The organism is Streptomyces sp. NPDC107500, assembly GCF_055582785.1.
Map to the genome: position 1 here is coordinate 991,155 of NZ_JBVJPF010000002.1, position 21,363 is coordinate 1,012,517.

Sequence of the window (21,363 nt, forward strand, 5' to 3'; positions counted from 1 at the left end):
GAGCGCTCCATCGTGCCGACCTCACCCGCACCGACCACGTACGCCGGGGCCGGGTCCGGAGGGCAACGGCCCATCCTGCTCGACGCCGCGTTCCTCCGCCTGTGGACGGGCGCCACCGCATCGGGCCTGGCCACCTGGGCCCTGCCGTTCGTGCTCGGGCTCGCGGTACTCGACCGCACCCTCGGCGCCACCGACCTCGGCCTGCTGCTCGCGGCCCGCACCGTGGGGTTCCTCGCCGCCGTGCCCGTGGCCGGGGTACTGGCCGACCGGCACTCCCGCCGGAGCGTCGTCCTGTGGGCGGGGCTCGCCTCCGCGGCGGCGGCCCCGGTGCTGGCCGCCGGCCTTGACCGCTCGGTGCCGCTGATGGCGACCGCGGCCGTGGTCGCCGGAGCCGGGCAGGGTGCCTGCCGCCCCGCCTACCAGGCCCTGACCGCCGAGGTGGTGGACGCCGGCCGCAGGCAGCAGGCGAACGCCGCCATGACCCTCGCGGTACGCGTCACCACCCTTGTGGGCCCCTCACTGGCCGCCCTGCTCGCCGTGTTCCTCGACACCCGGGCGCTCCTGATGGGCATCGGACTGCTGTGGCTGGTCGCCGCGTGCGTACCCGGCCGCGGCGCGCGGCCCGTTGACCTCACGCGGGAGGAACCGGCCACCTCGGGCGGCGCCCGGGGCGGCTCGTTCCTCGCGGAGTTCGCGGACGGCGTCCGGGAGGCCCGCCGGCACCCCTGGTTCGTCGCGGGACTGGGCGCGCTGACGGCCGTCATAGCCACCGGCTACTCGGCGACCGGTGTGGCGCTGCCCCTGGTCAGCAGGGACGACTACGGCACCGAGGTCGTCCTCGCGGGCGCGATGACCGCCTACACCGCCGGAGCACTGGCCGGTGCGCTGCTCATCGCCCGCTGGCGCCCCCGCTCCCCCGGCCGGGCCGCGCTGGCCGGCCTCGCCGCCTACGGATTCGCGCCCCTCAGCCTCGTGTTCCCCGTGCACCCCGCCGTCGTGATGACCGCCTACGCCGTCGCGGGCGTCGGCATCGAGCTGTTCAACGTGCCCTGGTTCACCGCCGCACAACGCGAGGTGGCACCGGAAAAGCTGGCCCGGGTCTCCTCCCTGGACTTCCTGCTCTCGTACGGCCTGGCCCCGCTCGGACTCGCCCTGATCGCCCCCGCCATCGACGCCTTCGGCGCCAGGCCCGTCCTGGTCGTCTGCGCGGTCACCTGCTTCGCGGCACCCGCCGCGGCCGCCCTGGTCCCGTCCTCCCGCGGCTTCTCCCACCGCCCGGAACCGGACCACGCCGAACCACGCCCGGCCGGAGCCGCCCGCTGACGGTGCCTCTTTCGACCGGTAGCGGGCGGCCCCGGCGTGCACCGCCTCAAAAACCCGGCCTAGGCGGCGTAATGCACCCGACGCCCGGCGACGAAGGTCTGCTCCACTCGGGTCAGGGCGATCTCCTCGGCCGGGTGGGCGAACGGGTCGCGGTCCAGGACGACGAGGTCGGCGAGCATTCCCGGCGCGACGGTGCCGGTGCCGTCGAGGTGGTTCACGTAGGCGCTGCCCGCCGTGTAGGCGGTCAGGGCCGCGGCGAGTGTGACGCGCTGCTCGGGAAGGAAGACGGGCCGTCCGGATCCGGGCTGGTGGCGGTTGACGGCGGTGTGGAGGGCGGCGATCGGGTCGGGGCTGGAGACCGGCCAGTCGCTGCCGAAGGCCAACGGCGCCCCGGCGCGCACGAGGTCCGCGAAGGGGTACTGCCGGGCGGCCCGCAGGTCGCCGAGGAACGGGATGGTCAACTCGTCCATCTGCGGCTCGTGCGCGGCCCACAGGGGCTGCACGTTCGCGGTGGCGCCGAGCGCGCGGAAGCGCGGGACGTCGGCGGTGTCGACCACCTGGAGGTGGGCGAGATGGTGCCGGTTGTCCCGGTACCCGTTGGCACGGCGGGCGGCTTCGACGGCGTCCAGCGCCTCGCGCACGGCCCGGTCGCCGAGGGCGTGGAAGTGGACCTGGAAGCCCTCGGCGTCCAGGCGTGTGACGATCCCGGCGAGTTCCCCCGGGGCGACGAAGGAGATCCCCGCGTTGCCGGACGCGCATCCGCACGCGGTGAGGTAGGGGGCGAGCATCGCCGCGGTGTGGTTCTCCGCGATGCCGTCCTGCATGATCTTGACGGTGTGGCAGTTCAGCGTGCCGAGGGTGAACTCGGACCGTCGCGCGAGCAGTTCGGGGAGCTGTTCCAGTCCGCGCGCGCGGTCCCACCACAGGGCGCCGCGGACCCGGGCGGTCAGCAGGCCCCGCTCGACGGCCCGGCGGTAGGCGGGTGCCGGGTCGGCGGTGGAGGCGTGGTCCCCGAGGAGGGCGTCCTGCCAGGCGGTGACGCCGAGGGAGTGGAGCAGGGACTGGGCGCGCAGCAGTCCGTCCAGTTGCTCGTCGGGGGTGACGGGCGGGACGTGCCGGGCGACCAGGCTCATGGCACCCTCCTGGAGCATCCCGGTGGGCACGCCGCGGGCGTCCCGCTCGACCCGTCCGTCGGCCGGGTCGGGGGTGTCCCGGGTGACACCGGCGACGTCCAGCGCCCGGCTGTTGGCCCAGGCTCCGTGATGGTCGCGGTTGACCAGGTAGACGGGCCGGTCCGGGACGATCGCGTCCAGCAGCCGCCGGTCCGGCAGCCCGCCGGGAAACGCCTCCATGGACCATCCGCCGCCGGTGATCCACGGGCGTTCGGGGTGGGCGTCGGCGTAGGCGCGGACGGCGGCCGCGCAGGCGTCCGCGCCGCCCGCACCGGACAGGTCGCACTGCCCCATCTCCACCCCCGCCCCGACGGGATGGGCGTGGGCGTCCTGGAAGCCGGGGACGAGCAGCCTGCCGTGGAGGTCCACGACCTCGGTGGCCGGCCCGATCAGGTCGGTGACCTCGTCGTGTCCGACGGCGACGATCCGGTCGCCGCGGACGGCGACCGAGGTGGCGAGGGGGCGGACGGGGTCGACGGTGTGGACGGGGCCGCCGGTGAAGACCAGGTCGGCGGTGGTGGGGGCGGACAAGGCGACTCTCCAGGGCGGGTGATGGGTGGTGTTCGGCGTCGTACGGGGGGTCAAGGCGCGTCCATCGGCAGGGCGAGGGCGTCGGCGTCGGTGCCCCGGCCGGTGCCGAAGTAGGGCGAGCGGCGGTGCCACTTGGCGACGGCGGCGGCGATCAGCCCGGTGAGGACGAAGGCGGCCGGGATCAGCAGCATGAACCAGCCGTTGTCCGGGGACACCGCGAAGTGGTCGCTCATCGTCGCGTACCGGTAGGCGAGGAAGGCCCCGAGGCCGAACAGGGCCAGGGCGGCGGCGCCGGGGACGATCACGCCGCGCGCGGCCTCCAGTGGGCCGTCGCGCAGCGCGCCCCGGAACCGTACGGCACAGGCCAGCGCGGTGAGGCCGTAGTAGAGGGAGACGATCAGGCCGATGGAGTTGACCGCGGTCAGGATCATCAGGTTGATCCTCGGGATGCCGACCGCGAGGACCGCGACGGCCGCGGCCAGCCCCATGATCATGACGGTGCCGGCCGCGGGAGAGCCGTAGCGGGGGTGGACCCGGGTCCAGAGCCGTCCCAGCGTCTGGTCCCGGCCCATGGCCAGGGCGCCGCGTGCGGTGGGGATCACCGAGGACTGGAGCGAGGCGAAGGCGGAGCACATCAGTGCCGCCAGCGGCAGTGACGCCCAGGGCTCGGGGGCGAGCATGGCGCCGAGGCGGGTCAGCGCCTGCGGACCCTGGGCGACCAGCTCGCCGGTGTCCATCATCCGCTGGAAGGCGACGGCGGCGAACACCAGCAGGCCGAGCATGGCCAGCAGGGCGATGAACCCGCCGCGGGAGGCGTCGGAGGCGTTCCTCGTCTCCTCGTTCACGGTGAAGGCGGCGTCCCAGCCCCAGAAGACGAACACCGCCAGCACCAGCCCCTGCGCCAGGGAGTGGGCCGAACCGATCGCGAACGGGTTCAGCCAGGACCACGAGAACGGCTGGTCCCCCGCCACGACCGCCCAGGCGCAGAACACCAGCAGCACCGCGTACTCGAAGACCAGCAGGGCCCATTGCAGCCGGGTCGCGGAGCGCACCCCCGTCACGGCCGTCACGGTGACGACCACCAGGGCCAGCAAGCCGATCACCGTACTCACCCCGGTGGAGCCCGGGTCGAGCGCGATCCCGAACAGCGTGTGCGCGCCGAGCTTGTTGGCGAACTGGAGGATCACCGACCCCGTGACGGCACCGGTGTACGCCATGAAGACGACGCTGGCGACGAGCACGACCCAGCCCGTGAGGAAGCCGGGCCAGGCTCCGACCGAACGTCCGACCCAGGTGTACCCGTTGCCGCAGTTCGGTTCGGTGCGGTTGAGCCGCGCGTAGGACAGGGCGATGCCGAGGATGGGCAGGACCGCGACGATCAGCAGCGCCGGCGTCTGCCGGCCCGCGTACAGGGCGAGGGCGCCCATGCCGATGCCGATGCTCGTCGTGGCGGCCGTGCTGGACGCCGCGATCGCGATGCCGTCGCGCACGCCCAGCGTGCGGCGCAGCTGCGGGCCGGGCGGTTTCGTCCCCGGCTGGACAACGGCCATGGTGCGCTCCTTCTCGTGGCGAGGGGGTGCGCCGATGAAACAACTGCGCCATACTTACGTCAATAAGTTGTCGTAAGGACGAGCGGAGGGCGAGAAGGTGGAGTCACAGCGCATCCCCGTCGGACGCAAGCGCAGGCGGCCGACCCGGGGCGGCACCGTCCTGAGCGAGGAGCGGATCGTCACGGCGGCGTTGGAGCTGGTCGAGGCGCCGGGCAGCAGCGCCTTCACCGTGCGTCGGCTCGGCGAGGCGCTGGGGTGCGACCCGTCGGCGGTCTACCGCTACTTCGCCAACACCGACGCCGTGCTCCTGGCGGTGGCCGACCGGCTGATCGGGGACTCGCTCGACGGCTTCACGCCCCGGGAGGACTGGGTCGCCTCGCTCCGGGACTTCGGGACGCGGGTGCACCGATCGGTCCTCCGCCATCCGCGCCTGGCCATGCTCAGGGCCGCCCGGGTCACCGCGGGCCCGGCGGAATGCCGTGCCGTGGACACGGGCATCGGGATCCTCCTGGGGGCGGGCTTCGCTCCCCCGGACGCGGTGCGCCTCTACCTCGCCTTCATCGACACCGTCCTCGCCCACGCCGCCCTCGACGCGCGGCTCTGCGACCTCACCGAGGCCCAGCGCACCCAGGAGAGCACGGTCTGGAAGGACGTCTACGGCAACCTGCCCGCGGACACCCATCCGCACGTCCACGCCGTCCGCGAGCACCTGCCCGGGGGCGCGCACTCGGCGTTCCCCGACACCCTCGACCTCCTACTGGCCCAGTTCGAGGCGCGGTTGGGCCGGGCCGGGGCGGCCCGTGCGTGGAAGTCGTGAAGAAATGGCGCACGCTTCCCGGGATTCGGTCACGTCGACGGAACACTCGGAGGCTCACCAGGCGCCTTTGAACCCGTCGGGCGCCGCCACGCGATGGGAGACCGACAACGATGTCCAATCCGGTACGGAGCAGAGTGCGCACCGCCGCCCTCGCACTCTCGGCCGTCGCGGCCCTCGCCCTCGGCACGACCACCACGACCGGCGCGACGGCGGCACCCGCACCCTCGCCCGCCGCCGCGAAGCAGGGACCGACCTCGGTGGCCTACATCGAGGTGAACAACAACAGCATGCTCAACGCCGGCAAGTACACGCTCGCCGACGGCGGCGGAAACGCCTTCGACGTCGCCGTGATCTTCGCGGCGAACATCAACTACGACACCGGCTCCAAGAAGGCGTACCTGCACTTCAACGAGAACGTGCAGCGCGTCCTCGACAACGCCGCCACGGAGATACGGCCGTTGCAGCAGAAGGGCATCAAGGTCGTCCTCTCGGTGCTGGGCAACCACCAGGGCGCGGGGTTCGCCAACTTCACGTCCCAGCAGACGGCTTCCGCGTTCGCGAAGGAGATGTCGGACGCCGTGGCCGAGTACGGACTCGACGGCATCGACTTCGACGACGAATACGCCGAGTACGGCAATAACGGCACCGCCCAGCCCAACGACAGCTCGTTCGTGCACCTGGTGACGGCACTGCGCGCGAACATGCCCGACAAGATCATCAGCCTCTACAACATCGGCCCGTCCGCCTCGCGCCTGTCCTACGGCGGCGTCGACGTCTCCTCCAAGTTCGACTACGCCTGGAACCCGTACTACGGCACCTGGCAGGTCCCCGGCATCGGCCTCCCCAAGTCGCGGCTGTCCCCGGCCGCCGTGGAGATCGGCCGAACCTCGCAGAGCACGGTCACGAGCCTCGCCCGCCGCACGGTCAGCGAGGGCTACGGCGTCTACCTGACGTACAACCTCGACGGTTCCGACCGCAGCGCGGACGTCTCGGCGTTCACGAGGGAGCTGTACGGGAGCGAGGCCGTGTACACCCCCTAGGGGCCAACAGGTGGGCCGCCCCGTCGACAACGATGTCAGGCGTCGGCGGGGCGGCAGCGGACGCGCCTGGGTGCCACGGACGTCCCGGACCGGGCTCGGGCCGCTGTGCCCGCCCGAGACGTTTGCCCGCGACGCGTCGGGCGTGTTCCAAGTGACAGGAGTTACGGGAGACCGAAAGGGAGACCGGTGATGGACTGGAGGCTCGGCGAGGAGTTCGAGACGCCCGAAGGGGTGATCCGGTGGGACGTCATGGGCAGCGGCGACCCGATCGTGCTGGTGCACGGCACGCCGTACTCGTCCTTCCTCTGGCGGGACATCGCCCCGGCCCTCGCCCGCACCCGCACGGTCTTCGTCTTCGACCACCTCGGCTTCGGCCAGTCGGACCGGCACGAGGGCCAGGACCTGAGCCTGGCGGCCCACGCACGGAATTTCGCCCGGCTCCTCGACCACTGGGGGCGGGACCGCCCCAGCGTCGTCGCGCACGACATCGGCGGGGCGGTGGCGCTGCGGACGCTCTTGCTGGAGAAGAGGGAGTACCGGGATCTGACCCTGTTCGACGCGGTGAGCGGCGGGCAGTGGGAGCGGGGGCTCTTCCGGCTCATGCTGGAGCACAGGGAGGTCTTCGAGCAGCTTCCGGACTACGCGCACGAAGCACTGGTCACCAGCCACCTGCGGCACGCCACGCGGGTCGGCCTGCGGCCGGAAGTCCTCGAAGGCTTCCTCGCACCCTGGCTGGGGGCCGAGGGGCAGGCCGCCTTCTACCGCCAGTACAGCCAGATCAGGCAGGCGGACACCGTCGCCTACGAGCACTTGCTGGGCGAGATCCCGCTTCCCGTGCGGATCGTCTGGGGCCGCGAGGACCGCATCCTGCCCCCTCAGTACGCCGAGTGGCTGCGCGACCGCATCCCACATGCCGAACTGCACTGGATCGAGGACGCGGGCCACCTGCTCCAGGAGGACGCGCCGGGCCGCTTGCTGTCGCTGCTCACCGCGGCCCTTCCCTCGGCGTGACGTTCACCGGGCCCGCGGGGTCGCCGAGGGCGAGGGCTCCCTCGTCCAGCAGGCGTCGGGACCGCGGAAAGTCGTGCAGCTGTTCTCCGAGCGCGCTCAGAGCCGGCGACAGCGAGCACCGGGAGGAGATGCCGCGGGCGGTGAGGATGTCCGCCGTCCACCCGAGAAAGCCGGTGAAGAGGTCGGTGTCGTCGACGTAGAGGGCCGCGGCGAGGAAGTCCACCGTGTGGGCCAACTCCTCGGCGATGCGCTCGCGTTGCTCGTCGTCGTAGCGGCGTACGGCCGGAAGGCGCTCGGACAGGTCGGCGAAGGTCTGCTTGACCAGCCGGGGGCGGGCCCGGGTGACGAGGGTGTACTCCTGGTCGGCCAGGTGCGGCAGGTCGTCGACAGGGTGCCGGACCGCGGCGTTGGCCGGGCGCTCCAGTCCGGCCGCCAGGATGTCGGCGGCCTCCTGGGCGCCGGGCGCCCAGCCGTCCGCGCCGAGCAGCCGGGCGTAGCGGCCGTCGGGCCCGAAGGCGGCGCCGCCGGTCAGGACGGGGGTGCCGACGGCCTGGCAGGCGGTGACGGCGGCGTGGGCCGCCGGCAACCGTGTCGGCAGCGACGAGGACAGCAGCACGGCGTCGGCGGTGCACCGGTGCAGGTGGTTGACCAGGTGCCGGGTGGGTGTCCGGGCGCCGAGGAAGTCGACCCGCCAGCCCCGCAGACGCAGTACTTCGGTGACCAGGCGAGCAGGCAGGGCGTGCCACTCCCCCTCCACGCAGGCCACGACCACGCGGCCGCGCCGCGGTGCGGGTCGCGCGCCTTCGTCCGGTGTCGTGAGCAGGGTGACGACACGGTCGTTGATCGCGGTCGCGGCGTGCTCCCGCGCCACGGTGAGCCTGCCCTCGGCCCAGGCCGCGCCGATCCGCCGTTGAGTAGCGGCCACGACGTCCACCAGCAGCGTCTCGGGGTCGGCGCCGGACGTACGGGCCTGCCGGACCAGTGCGAGTGCGGTGCCCTCGTCACCGCTGACCACCGCCTGCCAGAGGCCGTCGCGCAGAGCGTCCAGCTCCGCCCCGGTCACGTCCCGTCCTCGGGCGGCGGATCCGGGGAGCCGTCGATCCGGGGAGCGCCGACGGCGACGGTGGCGATGTCGTCGTGCCGCCCCCCGCGGATCCACTCGCCGGCGACCATCTGCACCCGCTCCACCACCGCGTGGGGCAGCATGCCGCCGCATTCGGCGAGGACCTTGGCCAGGCGTGCCTCACCGAAGAACTCGTCTCCGAAGGGGCCCCCGCGGGCTTCGGTGACCCCGTCGGTGTACAGCAGGCAGGTGTCACCCGGTGCGAGCACGATCTCGGCCGTCCGCGAGGTCACCTGTGCGACCACGCCGGCCGCCATGCCGTGGGTGGGCACCTCCTCCACGGTGCCGTCGAGCCGTACGACCAGCGGCGGGGGGTGCCCGGCGCTCGTCACACGCAGCGTCACACCGCCCGGGGTAGGGCGCACGGAGGCGAGTACAAGGGTGGCGAAGCGGTTGTGCCGTGAGATCAGCACGGACTGGTTGAGCAGGCTCAGAACCCGTCCGTGGTCCCCGGTGAAGGGCAGCAGTGCCTGGAGCGTGCTGCGCATGCGTCCGGTGAGGACGGCGGCCTCGAGCCCCTTGCCCGCCACATCGCCCAGGACGACAAGTGTCTCGTCCCCGGCACCGGCGCCCGGATGGACGTCGTAGAAGTCGCCGCCGACCTGATCGGCGTCCCGCGCCGCCCGGTAGGCACCCGCGTACTCGACTCCGCCGAGCGGTCCGAGGATCGGCGGCAGCAGGTCACGCGTGAGGACAGCGGAGATGTCCGCCTGCTCGGCGAAGGCGCGGGCGGAGGACAGCGCCGCCCCCGCCCGCACCGCGAAGGACCGCGCGAACTCCTCCTCGGCGGGGGTGAAGGACGCCCTGGAGCCGGTACGGAGCAGGACGAGCGCCCCCGCGGACTCGCCGTGCCCGGGAAGCGGCGTGACGCTGACGGATCGCACGGGTGCGGGCAGCTCCGCGACGCCGGCCCAGGACGGCAGGTCGCCCGGAGGTATCCAGCGCGCGGTGACCGGCGGGAAGCCCGCGAGGGCGTCCGCCAGACCGGGCAGCGCCGCGGGACCGATGGCCTGCCGGGTCATGGTGACGGGGCCGTCGCGCCGGGCCAGGGCGAGGGTGTGCCGGCCGCCTCCGGCGGGAGTGACGACGACGGCAGCCTCGGCCAGGTGGTCCGCCGCGGTGCGTGCCGTCAGCTCCAGGCAGCGGTCGGCGTTGAGAGCGGACGCCAGGGCGGTGGAGACCTCCGCGAGGACCGCGGCGCGCTCGCGCTCCTCCCGCAGGTCGCGTTCGGCGCGCACCCGGTCGGTGACGTCCAGCAGCCACCAGACGACGCTGCCGTCGCCTTCCGGTACCGGACGGGCCTCGACGTGCCGGTCACCCACCGGTCCGGCGCAGCACCGGTCGGCCGCTTCGCCGGAACCGCTCAGGCGGCGGTGTGCCTCGGTGAGCCAGGCCGGCACCGCGGCCTGGCCCCCACCGTCGAGCAGGCGTCCGGCCTCTGCGTTGAGGCCCACGAGCGAGCCGTCGGGCGCGAGCGTCACGGCAGCGTGCGGCACCCGGTCCAGGTCGATGGCCTGGGCCCGGACCACGTCGTGCGTGCACGGGGCGGGAACGTCCATCACCTTCGGGAGTCCCAGAGGGGTCTCCCGAATCCTCCTGCCTGTCGCGGTCACTGCCGGGCGGCACCTGTCATCAACGGTACAGGCGTGAGCAGGGCCCCTCCACAGAGCCGCCCCAAAGAATCACCGTCCGTGACGACCCGCGGCCCGTCGTATGCCCTGAGGTGCGGAACCCCCGCCCGGCGTCGCGCGCCACGGCGGCACGACCTGGGTGAGGAGGAGCGGGGGCAGAGGCCCGGCGGCGTCACCCTTCGTAGCGGGTGGCCAGGGTCCGTGCCGTCTCGGCGATGCGCTCGCGCAGTTCGGCGGGTGCCAGGACCTCGACGTCGGCGCCCAGCCGCAGGAAGTCCCGGTGGGCGTGGTCGATCGACTCGATGGGCACGCGGGCCTCCGTCCAACCGTCACCCGCGGGTGTCACACCGAGACGGCGGGCGCCCTCAGGGGTGAGCCGCACCAGGGCGTCCGCGGTGTGCAGTCGCGCCCGGAAGTCGGTCTGAAAGGCCTTCCAGCACCCGGCCAGGTCGAACCCTTCCGGGATGACGAACTCCTCCGCCAGCGGCCGGACTCCCCTGATCTGGTCGACCCGGTACGTGCGGATCCCGGAGGGCCCGTCGGCGACCAGGTACCAGCGGCCCGCCTTGAGGACGAGCCCGTACGGCTCCACCCTTCGCTCGATCTCCTCCGGCGCCCGCCAGCGCCGGTACCGCAGCACCACCGCCCGCCGCGCCCACACCGCGGCGGCGACCACGGCCAGATGAGGCACGGGGTCGACGTCGCCGTACCAGCCGGGGGCGTCGAGAAGGAACCCCGACTGGATCCGCTCGGCATGCGCGCGCAGCTCCGCCGGAAGGGCGGTCCGCAGCTTCAGCAGGGCGCCGGCGAGGGCCTCGCCGAGGCCGAGTTCCGCGGCTGCGCCGGGGAGTGCGACGAGGAAGGCGGCCTGCGCCTCGTCCACGGTCAGTCCGGTGAGGCGGGTCCGGTAGCCGTCGACCAGCCGGTAGCCGCCGGCGTGGCCGGCGGCGCCGTACAGCGGGATACCCGCGGCGCCGAGGGCGTCGACGTCCCGGTAGACCGTCCGGACGGAGACCTCCAGTTCGTCGGCCAGCTGCCGGGCCGTCATCCGGCCCCGGTTCTGGAGCAGCAGAAGCAGGGTGACCAGCCGGCTCGCGCGCATGGCGCTCAGTATCCACTGACAGTGGATGTCAGCGGACCGCTCCTACTCTGCGACGCATGAGCGACAAGTGGACGACAGACCTCACCCGCAGGGAGCAGGCCACCGCATGAGCATCGTCGAACTCCGGCAGTACACCCTGCGTCCCGGCGCCCGCGAGACGCTGATCGAGCTGTTCGAGCGCGAGTTCGTGACCGGTCAGCGGGCGGCCGGCATCACCGTCGGCGGGCGGTTCCGCGACCTGGACGACCAGGACCGCTTCGTATGGCTGCGCGCGTTCCCCGACATGGCGCACCGCCGGCGCGCGCTGGAGGCGTTCTACACCGGCCCGGTCTGGCGGGAGCACCGTGACACCGCCAACGCCACCATGGCCGACAGCGACGACGTCCTGCTGCTGCGCGGCCCGGGCTTCACACCGGAGCCGGGGACGGGTGAGGTGCTCGCGACCGTGTGTCGTCCCACGGACGCCGGCGACTTCGACGCCTACTCGGCACGGCACCTGAGCCAGGCCCACGCGCTGCACCGCACCGAGCACGCCGAGAACGACTTCCCCCGCCTGCCCGTCCGCACCGGGGAGGACGTCCGGGTGTGGTTCGGCCCGGCCGAACCACCGCCCTGGCCGGCCCAACGGCTGCGACTGGAGCCGGTGAAGCCCTACTGGCCCTGACGAAGCCGTTGCTTATATGCCTGCCGACTCGTCCGCGTGGACTCATTCGTAACGCAGGCGCAGTGATTCCCGTTCGGCCTCCTCGATCTGGTCCAGAGTCAGGCCGGGCAGGTTCAGTTGCGCCAGTGTCACCTCGGCGCTGCTCGGCTGGGCGTCGGCGGGCAGCCACTGCTCCGGTCGCCAGGCGTTGGCGCGCATCAGTGACTTCGGGCAGTGCGGGTAGATCTGCTCGGCATGCACCACAAGCGCGGTGACCGGAGGCTTTCCAACAGGAGTCAGCTGGTCCAGCAGCTCCGGGCGCGCGGAAACACAGGCGCGGCCGTTGACCCGAAGGGTGGTCGGGCGGCCCGGGATGAGGAAGAGCAGCCCGACGCGTCCGGTTTCCAGCACGTTGTGCAGGGTGTCGAGCCGCTTGTTGCCGGTCGCGTCGGGGATGACCAGGGTCTGCTCGTCCAGCACCGAGACGAACCCGGCCGGGCCGCCGCGCGGAGTCACGTCCGCCCGGCCTTCGTGGTCCGCGCTGGCGATGAACACCAGTGAGGAGCAGCCGATCAGCGCCCGGGTCTCCTCGGTCAGGCGGTCGGTCTCCTTGCGCAACGCGCTCTGGCTCGGCTGCGGGTAGCGCTCGCGCAACTGGTCCGGGCTGGTGAGGGCGTCCGCCTGAAGGGAATCGAACGGCGTGCCGGCGACGCCGGTGTCGATCATCATATGGGTGACCCTAGAAGATGCTCCCCCGCACGTCACGAGGGCGTGCCCCGGCGATCTGCGAGGGCACGGGTCGGGAGGTCGTGGACCATGAACTGCCCGGGTCCGCGGTTTCCTTGGGCACCTCCACGCCGTCGTTGACGGCGGACACTCGAGACCACCAAGACGACCTCTCGGCCCCACGCCGCGGCTCGACGTGCCTCAACTCCCGGGCAGGGACTGCGTGTCCGCGGTGAACAGGCGCCGCGCGTTGCGGTTGGTGAGGGCCCGCCAGGTGTCGGTTGCGGACGGCTGTACGGCCGAGTCGACCGACTCGACCTGGGCGAGGGCCAGGTCGGCGGGTGTCCAGCAGTAGTCGCTGCCGTACAGGAGACGTTCGGTGCCGAAGGCGGCGTCGAGGGCGGGGATCTGGCGGGGGAAGGGCGTTCCGGCCATGTCGTACCAGAGGCGGCCCAGCTGTTCCACGGAGCCCGGGGCGTCCCCGAGGTCGCCGCCGAGCAGGGTGCGGAACAGTTCCACACGGTCGGCGAGCAGCGGCAGTGCGCCCCCGCCGTGGGTCAGGACCCAGCGGATACGCGGATGGCGGGCGAGCACGCCTCGGAGGAGCAGATCGCTCGCGGTACGGGCGGTGTCGAAGAGGAACTCCAGCATCGGCCTCGGCCGGCCCAGGGCGAGTTCGTCGGCGTGAGGCGGTGACGTGGGGTGGACGAAGACGACGGCGCCGCGTCGGCCGAGGTCCTCCCACAGCGGTTCGAGCCGGGGGTCACCGAGGTAGACGCCGTGGTGGTTGGTCTCCACCGCCACACCGTCCGCGCCGAGTGTGTCGAGAGCGTACGCGGTCTCGGCGAGCGATCCCTCGACGTCGGGCAGCGGCAGGGAGGCGAAGTGACCGAATCGCTGCGGATTCTCGGCGCGGACCCTGGCGCCGAACGTGTTGACCTCCCGCGCGAGGGAACGGGCGGCGCCGTCGTCGCCGAAGTGCACGCCCGGCGAGGAGATCGACAGGTACGACTTCTCGATGCCCGAGCGCCGCATCAGGTCGAGATGCTCGTCGACGGCCCACGTGGGCCAGCCGGGCATGCCGTCGGGGTGCTCGATGCCGGCGGACCGGGCCGCGGCGACGTAGGCGTCGGTGACGAAGTGGGCGTGGACGTCGATGAGTCCGGTCGAGGTCATGCGGTGGCTCCTGGTTCGCGGGGCTGGACGGGGCCACCGTAGGAAGGGCGGCCATAGACTGGCATCGGTGATTCCGATGAATGAAACGCACGCCGACAGTGGTGCTCGGCGGGGGCGCGGCGGCCGGCCCGCCGAGGGGCAGCCGGTCGTGGACCGGGCGTTCGCCCTGCTCGGCGCGTTCGACAGCGACCACCGCGCGCTGTCCCTCGCCGACCTCGCGCACCGCAGCGGCATCCCGCGCAGCAGCGCGCTGCGGCTAGCCCGGTCGCTCGTTCGCGCGGGTGCGCTGGAACGTCTCGGCGACGGTCGCTTCGTCGTTGGACTGCGGTTGCTGGAGACCGCCTCCCTGGCACCTCGCGGCCATGGGCTGCGGGCCGTGGCCATGCCTTTCATGGACGATCTCTTCCACGTCACCCGTCAGCATGTGCTGCTCGCCGTGCGGGACCAGACGGAGGCTCTGCTCGTCGAGCGCCTGTCGGCACGCGACGCCAGTCCCGTGCGCTACCGCGTGGGGGGCCGCCTTCCACTGACGTCCACCGGTGTGGGCCTGGTGCTGCTGGCGTTCGCCCCGACCGCCGTCCAGGATCACGCGATCGCCGCCTTCCAGCCCGGGAACGGGCATGAAGACGTGCGCAGCCCCGCCGACCTGCGCCGCGCCCTCGCGGAGGTACGGCGTGGCGACCACGCCTTCGGCCGCCGGCGTCACCCCTGGCGGCTGAGCACCGTGGCCGCGCCGGTGCGGGACGGCGACGAGGTGGTGGCCGCGCTGTCGGTCGTGGCACCCACCAGCGGCTTTCCGGATGCCGGCTACGGCCCGGCCGTGCGGGCCACGGCCAGGGCGATCTCCCGGCGGCTCTCGCAGGACGGCGAGCGTCGGTTCCCCTGACGCCTACCGGCGCACGTCGGTGGGACCGACGGCGGGCGGGGGCCGCGCCACAGACCGAGCCTGCCGCCGCCTTGGCCGCCGTGGCCGTCCTGATCGGGCCGGGTGAGCCGCGAGCCCGGCGAGCAGTGCCGTGTCCCCCTCCGCGAGGGGCTCGGGCAGGTCGGTGCGCCGGGCAGCCACCAAGCCGAGTGCCAGGCGGCGCCCGAAGAGGGGCTAGTGATCATGGAGTGCCCGCCGGCAGGTCCGATCCGGGCAGGGGGACCCAGGTGTGCGACCACGCGATGATCGCGTCGAGGACCGGTTCCAGGTCCTGCCCCTTGGGCGTGAGCCGGTACTCCACCTGCACCGGTGTCGCGGGCACGACGTGACGCTCGACGAGGCCGTCGCGCTGGAGTTCCCGGAGGCGCTGGGCCAGCATGGTGTCGCTGACTCCCGGGACGGCTGCCTTGATCTGTGCGTACCGGCACTGGTCGGTGAACAGCGCCCGCAGGATCGCGCCGGTCCAGCGCGCGCCGATCATCTCGATCGCCCTGTGGAACCGCACGCAGACCGGGTGGATGTCGCCCCCGCCGGGCGTCGGGCCGGCGGTCACGCCGCGGCGGGGGTGCGCAGCGGGCGCAGGGCCTCGGTGAAGCGCACCAGTTCGTCGAGCATCGCCTTGGCGGAACTGGTCATGACCTCGTTGGGCAGCAGACGCCGGTCCTCGTCGAGGAACTGCTGGACGAAGGGGATGGACACGGCCTCGAAGACGGGCGTCATCTTCAGAGTGGTCACCACTTGCTTGATCATCTGCGCCGCGCGCGTCCCCGCGGACACGCCTCCGTAGCTGACCATGCCCACCGCCTTGTACTGCCACTCGGTGTGGAGGTAGTCGATCGCGTTCTTGAGCTCGGCGTTGTAGCCGTAGTTGTACTCCGGCATCACGAACACGAAGGCGTCGGCCTCCGCGACCTTGGCGCTCCAGTCGCGCGTGTGCTGATGGGTGTAGCGGCCGAGCCTCGGGTGGTGCGGTTCGTTCATGAACGGCAGGTTCACCTCGGCGAGGTCGACCACCTCGATCTCGTCGAAGCCACCGTGCGCCACGGCCTCCGACTCGATCCAACGGGCAACACTCGGACCGAGACGCCCGGGGCGCGTGCTCGCCACGATGATTTCCAGCTTGCTCATGGTCAACGTCTGCCTTCCGTAGGCGGTGTACTGCCTCATGCTACGCATTTCTGAGTAGCTAAGGAAAGCGTAGTCACGTGTTTCGATGACGGGGTCCGGGGTCATGCGTTCTGGTTTCCGACTGCTCGTCGAGCGCTCGCCTGCCACGGAGGCACCCCCGCGTCGCCGTGCCGCGCGACGCGACGGAGCAGGACGCCGCCCGCCGGGCGCGCCTGCTCGGTGAAGTGTCCGGGGGGGGACGTCCTACGGTCGGCGCTGGTCCACGGCGTGGCCCAGGACCTCGGACATGGCCCGGGTCGAGGTGAGCAGCTGCTCCGAGAGGTGGGCCACGTCCTGCTCGGTGATGCCTCGCGCCGGCATCACCAGGGTGACGACGAGCGGAAAGGACTCCCCCGCGGTGAACACGGGAGCCGCCAGTGAGGTGACGCCGGGAATGACGCCGCCGACGGTGGTGGCCACGCCCTCGCGCAGCACCTCTGACTTGATCCGGTCGACCCGGTCGCGGGTGGCCGCGTCCAGCGTCTGGGCCTCCAGCTGCCCGCGCAGCACCGGCTCGGTGAGCTGCTCGGGCAGGTGCGCGAGGAACGCCCCTCCCATCGCCGAGGTCAGCAGCGGCATGGTGGCGCCGACCCGGACCGTGATCGGCAGCGCGTGGGCACCGTACTCCCAGCGCACCACGACCGGTCCGTGGTCGCCCCACACCGCCAGGTTGACCGCGTGCGAGGTACGGTCCCGCAGCCCCGGCAGGTGCTCGCTCACCAGCGCCACCTCGTCCATCCTGCGCAGCGACTCGACGCCGAGCCGCCGCATGGCCGGCCCCATGTCGTAGCGCCCGGAGCTGGGCGACTGGGCTACGAGACCGACGCGGGCGAGACTGACGAGGTAGCGGTGGACCTTGCTCGGCTGCATGCCGGCGGCGGCGGCGAGCTGCGTCAGGCTCATCGGGCCCCGCCCCTCCTCGAGGGCCCGCAGGACCGTCATCGCCAGTTCGACGGACTGGATGCCCTGCCGTGCCGGCGATTCCCCACTGGCCTCGGAGTCGGAAGGACGCTGATCGCTCACAGCAGGGATCATAGTGACCGGCCTCGCACAGTCGTTTCCGGGGCGAGGGGAACGGGGCATCAGGTGTCCGCCGGCACCTCGCGTGCGGCCGGGCCACCGTGCACCGCGCTCAGCAGCTCACCGGCGAGACCGGCCGCCGCGTCGGGGCCGATCGCCGTGCCGAAGACGTAGAAGTCGGGGCGGACCACGACCGCCGAGCAGCCCAGTTCGGTGAACCACCCGCGGTACGTGCCGTGTACGTCGTGGACGACGGCCGCCTTCGGGTGTGCGGCGGCCCGCTCACCGGGCACGACGACTCGCACGCCCGCCCGGGCGAGGTCGTCGAGCAGGCCGGCGCGTTCCAGGGCGTCCAGCGACCCGTCCTCGACGAGTAGATGGAAGCCGCCGCCCACCACCTGGTCCAGGCGGTCGCGGCGGGTACCGTCGTCCACCACGCCCTGGACCGACAGCTGCCCCCGGCCGGGTTCCGGGGTCCGGGCGAAGAGACCGTCGACGAGACTCGGCAGGCGTACGGCCTCGGGCGTCCCCGACTCCGCGCGGCGGGCCAGCAGCGTCCGGTCACGCTCCGCGGCACGCTCCGGATCCCGCAGGGTCTGGAGATGGCCTAGCTCGATGCCCTTCTCGGTCACCGCGCGCACATGCGGCTCGCGCTCCGACTGGTAGGTGTCGAGGACGTCGTCCGGCGCGGCTCCGCGCAGGACGAGGTCCAGTTTGAAGGCGAGGTTCTGCGCGTCGCGGAAGCCCGAGCACATGCCCTGCCCGAGGAACGGGGGCATCTGGTGCGCCGCGTCGCCCGCCAGCAGGACCCGGCCACGACGCCAGTCCTCCGCGATGAGTGACCGGAAGGTGTACGTGGCGACCCGGATGAGATCGGCGTCGTCGGGAGTGAGGTGGGAGGCGACCCGCTTCCAGACGCGCTGCGGATCGCGCTCGGTCTCGAAGTCGTCCACCGAGTCGAGCATGAAGCTGAACCGGTGGTGCGCGGGACCGAGCGAGATGATCGAGGTCGGGCTCAGCGGGTCGCCGAGTTGCAACGCCGCCGGGACCTCGGCCGGCCGGCGGAAGCGGAAGTCGCAAACCATCCACGGCTCGGAGAAGCCGTAGTCGAACAGCCCCACGCCGAGTGCCGACCGTACGAAGCTGTTGCCCCCGTCGCAGCCCAGGACGTAGCGCGCCGTGACCGTCCGACGTCCCTCGGGGCCCTCGACGGTGAGCGTGACGTTCTCCGCGCTCTGGTCCAGCGCGACGACGGCGCCGGAGTGCCGGACCTCCACCTGCGGCATCGACCGGCACACCGCGTCGAGCGCCTCTTCGAGGTCCGGCTGGTACATCATGTTCCACTCCGGCCAGCCGCTGCGTCCGGCTTCGGCGAAGTGCTGCTCTATCAGCAGGTCTCCGCGGCCGTTGCGCCACTCGTAGGTGGGCTGCACGCGCACCTTGGGCAGCAGGGCCTCCGCCACGCCGAGACGCGCGAGGGTGCGCATGGTCTCGTCGTCGAAGCTGGCCGCCCGCGGCAGGTTGTACAGGCCGGCGTATCGCTCCAGGACGAGGACCCGGTGCCCCGCCCGTCCCAGCAGGGCGGCCGCCACCATACCGACCGGGCCGTACCCCACCACGGCCACATCCACCACGGTCCCGTTCGGGACCGGATCCACCGCGGCGACCTCCGTACCCGTCATCGGGCACCTCCATTTGCTCGGACGTTCCAAAGGGTTGACATCCACGGAACGTACGTTTCACCATCAGTGAAGTCAATGCATATAAGTGAAATGAAGAGGTCGCGATGCGAACCATCGGTCTTGAGGAACACTTCGTCACGCCCGAGCTGGAGAAGTACGGCGCCTCGGCGGCCGCCATCCTCCAGCCGGACAAGTGGCGCGAGGCGTCCCGGCGGCTCCTCGACATCACCGGCGAGCGGCTGGCCGAGATGGACGCGGCGGGTTTGGACATGCAGGTGCTGTCCCTCAACTCCCCCGGTATCCAGGCCGAGAAGGACGCCGCCACCGCGGTCGCCCGGGCCACCGCCGTGAACGACCTGCTCGCCGGTGTGATCACCGACCACCCCGATCGCTTCGCCGGTTTCGCCGCCCTGCCGTTGCAGGACCCGAAGGCGGCCGCCGACGAACTGGAGCGCGCCGTCTCCCAGCTGGGCATGCGGGGCGCCCTGGTGAACGCGCACACGCAGGGCCGCTACCTCGACCACCCGGAGCTGCGGGTCGTGTGGGAGCGTGCCGCGGGCCTGGACGTGCCGCTGTACCTGCACCCGGCCAACGGCGTCGACGTCCCGCACGTCATCCAGGGGCACCCGGAACTCGTCGGCCCGATGTGGAGTTGGGGAACGGACACCGCCACCCACTTCATGCGGTGCGTGTTCGGCGGCGTCTTCGACGACTTCCCCGACGCCAAGCTGCTGCTGGGCCACATGGGCGAGGGCCTGCCCTACGCGCTGTGGCGGATGGACTCCCGCTGGGACTACCACAACCACCAAGGCGTCGAGCTGAACCGGGCCAACCCCTCCGAATACGTCCGTCACAACCTCTACATCACGACCAGCGGCGTGTGCTCGGCCCCGCCGCTGCTGTGCGCGCTGCTGGCCCTGGGTTCGGACCACATCCTCTTCGGCACCGACTACCCGTTCGAGGAGATGGGCGAGGCCACCGAGTTCCTGCGGACGGCCCCGATCAGCGAGGCCGACCGGGCGAAGATCGCCCACGGCAACGCCGAGCGGCTGCTCGGTCTCTGAAGGCCGACCCGCACCCCCCAGCCCCCTCTCAAGCAAGGAGTCGCCGAGATGACCCGAGAGAACACCGCACGGCACTGGATCGACGGCGAGTGGGTCGGTTCCGAACGGACCCGCGACAGCATCAACCCGGCCACGGGCGAAGTGATCGGTACCTACGCCGACGCCGACGCGGAGGCGGGGCAGCGGGCCATCGACGCGGCCGGCCGGGCGTTCGAGGAGGACGAGTGGCGGCTCGACCCGATGGTGCGGGCCACCGCTCTGAGCCACCTCGCCGACGCGTACGCCGCGCGCATGGACGAGGTGATCGACACGCTGTGTCTGGAGAACGGCAAGCTCCGGCGCGAGGCGGGCTTCGAGACGCACTTCATCCTGCGTGCCCTGCGCTTCGCGGCGGGTCTGGCGGTCCAGCCGCACGGCCGGGTCACCGACACCCAGCCGGGCCGCCAGGCCATGTCGATCCGTCAGCCCGTCGGCGTCGCCGGCATCGTCGTGCCGTGGAACTCCCCCGCCTACCTGTGCATCCGCGCGCTGGCCCCGGCCCTCGCGGCGGGCTGCACCGCCGTGGTGAAGATGCCGGGACAGGCGGCCCGTACCGCCGCGCTGATGAGCGAGATCCTCGCCTCGGTGCCCGAGCTGCCGAAGGGCGCGGTGAACGTCGTCGTCGAGTCCGGCTCCGATGTCGCCCGCCTGCTGGTCGACTCCCCGCAGGTGCCCGTCATCAGCTTCACCGGCTCCACCGCCACCGGGCGGCTCATCGCCCAGGGCGCGGCGGCCCACTTCAAACGGGTGGGCCTGGAACTGGGTGGCAAGACCCCTCACCTGGTCTTCGCCGACGCCGACATCGAGGCCGCGCTGGCCACGGCCGTCGCGTCGTGCACCGTCTTCGCCGGGCAGTTCTGCATGACGGGCAGCAGGGTCCTGGTGCAGCGGGAGATCGCCGACGAGTTCACCGCCGCGCTGGCCCAGCGCCTGGAAAGCGTGCGTCCCGGTCCGGCCGCCGACCCCGAGAGCCAGATCGGCCCGCTGATCGACAAGGCGTCGGTCGCTCGGGTCGACGCGGCGGTGGAGGCGGCCATCGCGGCCGGTGCCAAGCCGGTCGTCCGCGGCGGACCGAGCACCCTTCCCGAGCTGGCCGGTGGCGCCTTCTACCACCCGACCCTGCTCGCGGTCACCGACTCCTCCCTCCCGATCGTGCAGGAGGAAACCTTCGGCCCGGTGCAGACCGTCCAGATCTTCGACACCGAGGAGGAGGCGATCGCCCTCGCCAACGACACCGAGTACGGCCTCAGCGCCTGCGTGTGGAGCCGTGACGCGGACCGTCCGGTGCGGGTCGCGCGCCGGCTCGACGCCGGTCTCGTCTCCATCAACAGCTGGGCGAACCTGACCATCGAGTTCGAGGAGGGCGGCTTCAAGTCCAGCGGTGTGGGCCGGCTCGGCGGCCCGGCCTCGGTGGAGGACTTCCTGGAGTACAAGCAGATCACCCAGGACTACGTCCCGCAGCACCACTGACGGTCGCCGCGGTGAGGGCGGGCCCGCGTGCGCGCGGACCCTCGTCACCTCTTCCGTCCCGTACCTCTTCCGTCCCGTCCCACGGGCATCCGAAAGCTTGCTGTTATCACATATAGCGCCTAGGCTCGCAGAACCCCGGCAGCGCCCGAAC

At 72.3% G+C, this 21,363-nt stretch carries 19 protein-coding genes; 8 read left to right on the forward strand and 11 right to left on the reverse strand.

Features of this window, described 5'->3' with window-relative positions; genetic code table 11:
- Positions 1-12: 12 nt before the first annotated feature.
- Positions 13-1,323, forward strand: a complete 1,311-nt coding sequence (locus ACZ67M_RS10450; protein WP_469850466.1) for an MFS transporter — start codon at positions 13-15, stop codon at positions 1,321-1,323.
- Positions 1,324-1,382: 59 nt separating this feature from the next.
- On the opposite strand, the gene ACZ67M_RS10455 is transcribed toward ACZ67M_RS10450, so the two are convergent.
- The gene (locus ACZ67M_RS10455) at positions 1,383-3,026 is read right to left on the reverse strand and encodes an amidohydrolase (RefSeq protein ID WP_469850467.1); all 1,644 of its coding nucleotides are present in this window, start codon (positions 3,024-3,026) and stop codon (positions 1,383-1,385) included.
- 50 nt (positions 3,027-3,076) lie between these two features.
- Positions 3,077-4,576, reverse strand: a complete 1,500-nt coding sequence (locus tag ACZ67M_RS10460; protein ID WP_469850468.1) for an APC family permease — start codon at positions 4,574-4,576, stop codon at positions 3,077-3,079.
- A gap of 97 nt (positions 4,577-4,673) precedes the next feature.
- Here ACZ67M_RS10460 and ACZ67M_RS10465 point away from each other — a divergent pair, with 97 nt between their 5' ends.
- The 3 genes from ACZ67M_RS10465 (at position 4,674) to ACZ67M_RS10475 (ending at position 7,444) form a co-directional block, all read left to right on the forward strand.
- Positions 4,674-5,393 carry a TetR family transcriptional regulator gene (locus tag ACZ67M_RS10465; RefSeq protein ID WP_469850470.1) on the forward strand — a complete coding sequence of 240 codons (720 nt, stop codon included), beginning with the start codon at positions 4,674-4,676 and terminating at the stop codon, positions 5,391-5,393.
- Between the two features lie 110 nt (positions 5,394-5,503).
- Positions 5,504-6,433: an endo-beta-N-acetylglucosaminidase H gene (locus ACZ67M_RS10470; protein ID WP_392239985.1), complete on the forward strand. Its 930-nt coding sequence runs from the start codon at positions 5,504-5,506 to the stop codon at positions 6,431-6,433.
- A gap of 189 nt (positions 6,434-6,622) precedes the next feature.
- Positions 6,623-7,444, forward strand: coding sequence for an alpha/beta fold hydrolase (locus tag ACZ67M_RS10475; protein WP_361364873.1), 822 nt, complete (start codon positions 6,623-6,625; stop codon positions 7,442-7,444).
- Here the strand turns inward: ACZ67M_RS10475 and ACZ67M_RS10480 are convergent.
- The 3 genes from ACZ67M_RS10480 to ACZ67M_RS10490 all read right to left on the reverse strand — a co-directional run bounded on the left by ACZ67M_RS10480 (position 7,419) and on the right by ACZ67M_RS10490 (position 11,300).
- On the reverse strand, positions 7,419-8,507 hold the full coding sequence (locus ACZ67M_RS10480) for a cobalamin B12-binding domain-containing protein (protein ID WP_469850473.1): 1,089 nt from the start codon (positions 8,505-8,507) through the stop codon (positions 7,419-7,421). The two genes, ACZ67M_RS10475 and ACZ67M_RS10480, sit on opposite strands and share 26 nt — an antisense overlap.
- On the reverse strand, positions 8,504-10,126 hold the full coding sequence (locus tag ACZ67M_RS10485) for a PP2C family protein-serine/threonine phosphatase (protein ID WP_469850474.1): 1,623 nt from the start codon (positions 10,124-10,126) through the stop codon (positions 8,504-8,506). Before ACZ67M_RS10485 ends, ACZ67M_RS10480 begins: the two co-directional genes overlap by 4 nt.
- 244 nt (positions 10,127-10,370) lie before the next feature.
- The gene (locus ACZ67M_RS10490; protein ID WP_469850475.1) at positions 10,371-11,300 is read right to left on the reverse strand and encodes a helix-turn-helix transcriptional regulator; all 930 of its coding nucleotides are present in this window, start codon (positions 11,298-11,300) and stop codon (positions 10,371-10,373) included.
- 106 nt (positions 11,301-11,406) lie between these two features.
- On the opposite strand from ACZ67M_RS10490, the gene ACZ67M_RS10495 reads away from it, so the two are divergent.
- Positions 11,407-11,964, forward strand: coding sequence for an NIPSNAP family protein (locus tag ACZ67M_RS10495; RefSeq protein ID WP_392239990.1), 558 nt, complete (start codon positions 11,407-11,409; stop codon positions 11,962-11,964).
- Between the two features lie 42 nt (positions 11,965-12,006).
- On the opposite strand, the gene ACZ67M_RS10500 is transcribed toward ACZ67M_RS10495, so the two are convergent.
- Entirely contained in the window at positions 12,007-12,672 is a 666-nt protein-coding gene (locus tag ACZ67M_RS10500; RefSeq protein WP_469850478.1) for a pyridoxamine 5'-phosphate oxidase family protein, read from the reverse strand.
- Between the two features lie 198 nt (positions 12,673-12,870).
- Complete coding sequence (locus ACZ67M_RS10505) at positions 12,871-13,845, reverse strand: amidohydrolase family protein (RefSeq protein ID WP_469850480.1); 975 nt, start codon at positions 13,843-13,845, stop codon at positions 12,871-12,873.
- Between the two features lie 76 nt (positions 13,846-13,921).
- Between ACZ67M_RS10505 and ACZ67M_RS10510 the strand changes: the two genes are divergently transcribed.
- Positions 13,922-14,731: an IclR family transcriptional regulator gene (locus tag ACZ67M_RS10510; RefSeq protein ID WP_469850481.1), complete on the forward strand. Its 810-nt coding sequence runs from the start codon at positions 13,922-13,924 to the stop codon at positions 14,729-14,731.
- A gap of 220 nt (positions 14,732-14,951) precedes the next feature.
- Here the strand turns inward: ACZ67M_RS10510 and ACZ67M_RS10515 are convergent, their stop codons facing one another.
- The 4 genes from ACZ67M_RS10515 to mhpA all read right to left on the reverse strand — a co-directional run bounded on the left by ACZ67M_RS10515 (position 14,952) and on the right by mhpA (position 18,639).
- Positions 14,952-15,323: a winged helix-turn-helix transcriptional regulator gene (locus tag ACZ67M_RS10515; protein ID WP_469850483.1), complete on the reverse strand. Its 372-nt coding sequence runs from the start codon at positions 15,321-15,323 to the stop codon at positions 14,952-14,954.
- Entirely contained in the window at positions 15,320-15,898 is a 579-nt protein-coding gene (locus ACZ67M_RS10520) for an NADPH-dependent FMN reductase (protein ID WP_361364900.1), read from the reverse strand. Before ACZ67M_RS10520 ends, ACZ67M_RS10515 begins: the two co-directional genes overlap by 4 nt.
- A gap of 243 nt (positions 15,899-16,141) precedes the next feature.
- Positions 16,142-16,960: an IclR family transcriptional regulator gene (locus ACZ67M_RS10525; RefSeq protein WP_385802493.1), complete on the reverse strand. Its 819-nt coding sequence runs from the start codon at positions 16,958-16,960 to the stop codon at positions 16,142-16,144.
- A 59-nt stretch (positions 16,961-17,019) separates the two neighbouring features.
- Positions 17,020-18,639, reverse strand: a complete 1,620-nt coding sequence (gene mhpA / locus ACZ67M_RS10530; RefSeq protein WP_469850485.1) for a bifunctional 3-(3-hydroxy-phenyl)propionate/3-hydroxycinnamic acid hydroxylase MhpA — start codon at positions 18,637-18,639, stop codon at positions 17,020-17,022.
- A 104-nt stretch (positions 18,640-18,743) separates the two neighbouring features.
- Between mhpA and ACZ67M_RS10535 the strand changes: the two genes are divergently transcribed.
- Together ACZ67M_RS10535 and ACZ67M_RS10540 are read left to right on the forward strand one after the other, a co-directional pair.
- The gene (locus tag ACZ67M_RS10535) at positions 18,744-19,703 is read left to right on the forward strand and encodes an amidohydrolase family protein (protein WP_469850486.1); all 960 of its coding nucleotides are present in this window, start codon (positions 18,744-18,746) and stop codon (positions 19,701-19,703) included.
- A gap of 48 nt (positions 19,704-19,751) precedes the next feature.
- On the forward strand, positions 19,752-21,212 hold the full coding sequence (locus tag ACZ67M_RS10540; RefSeq protein WP_469850488.1) for an aldehyde dehydrogenase family protein: 1,461 nt from the start codon (positions 19,752-19,754) through the stop codon (positions 21,210-21,212).
- The last annotated feature ends 151 nt before the right edge of the window (positions 21,213-21,363 follow it).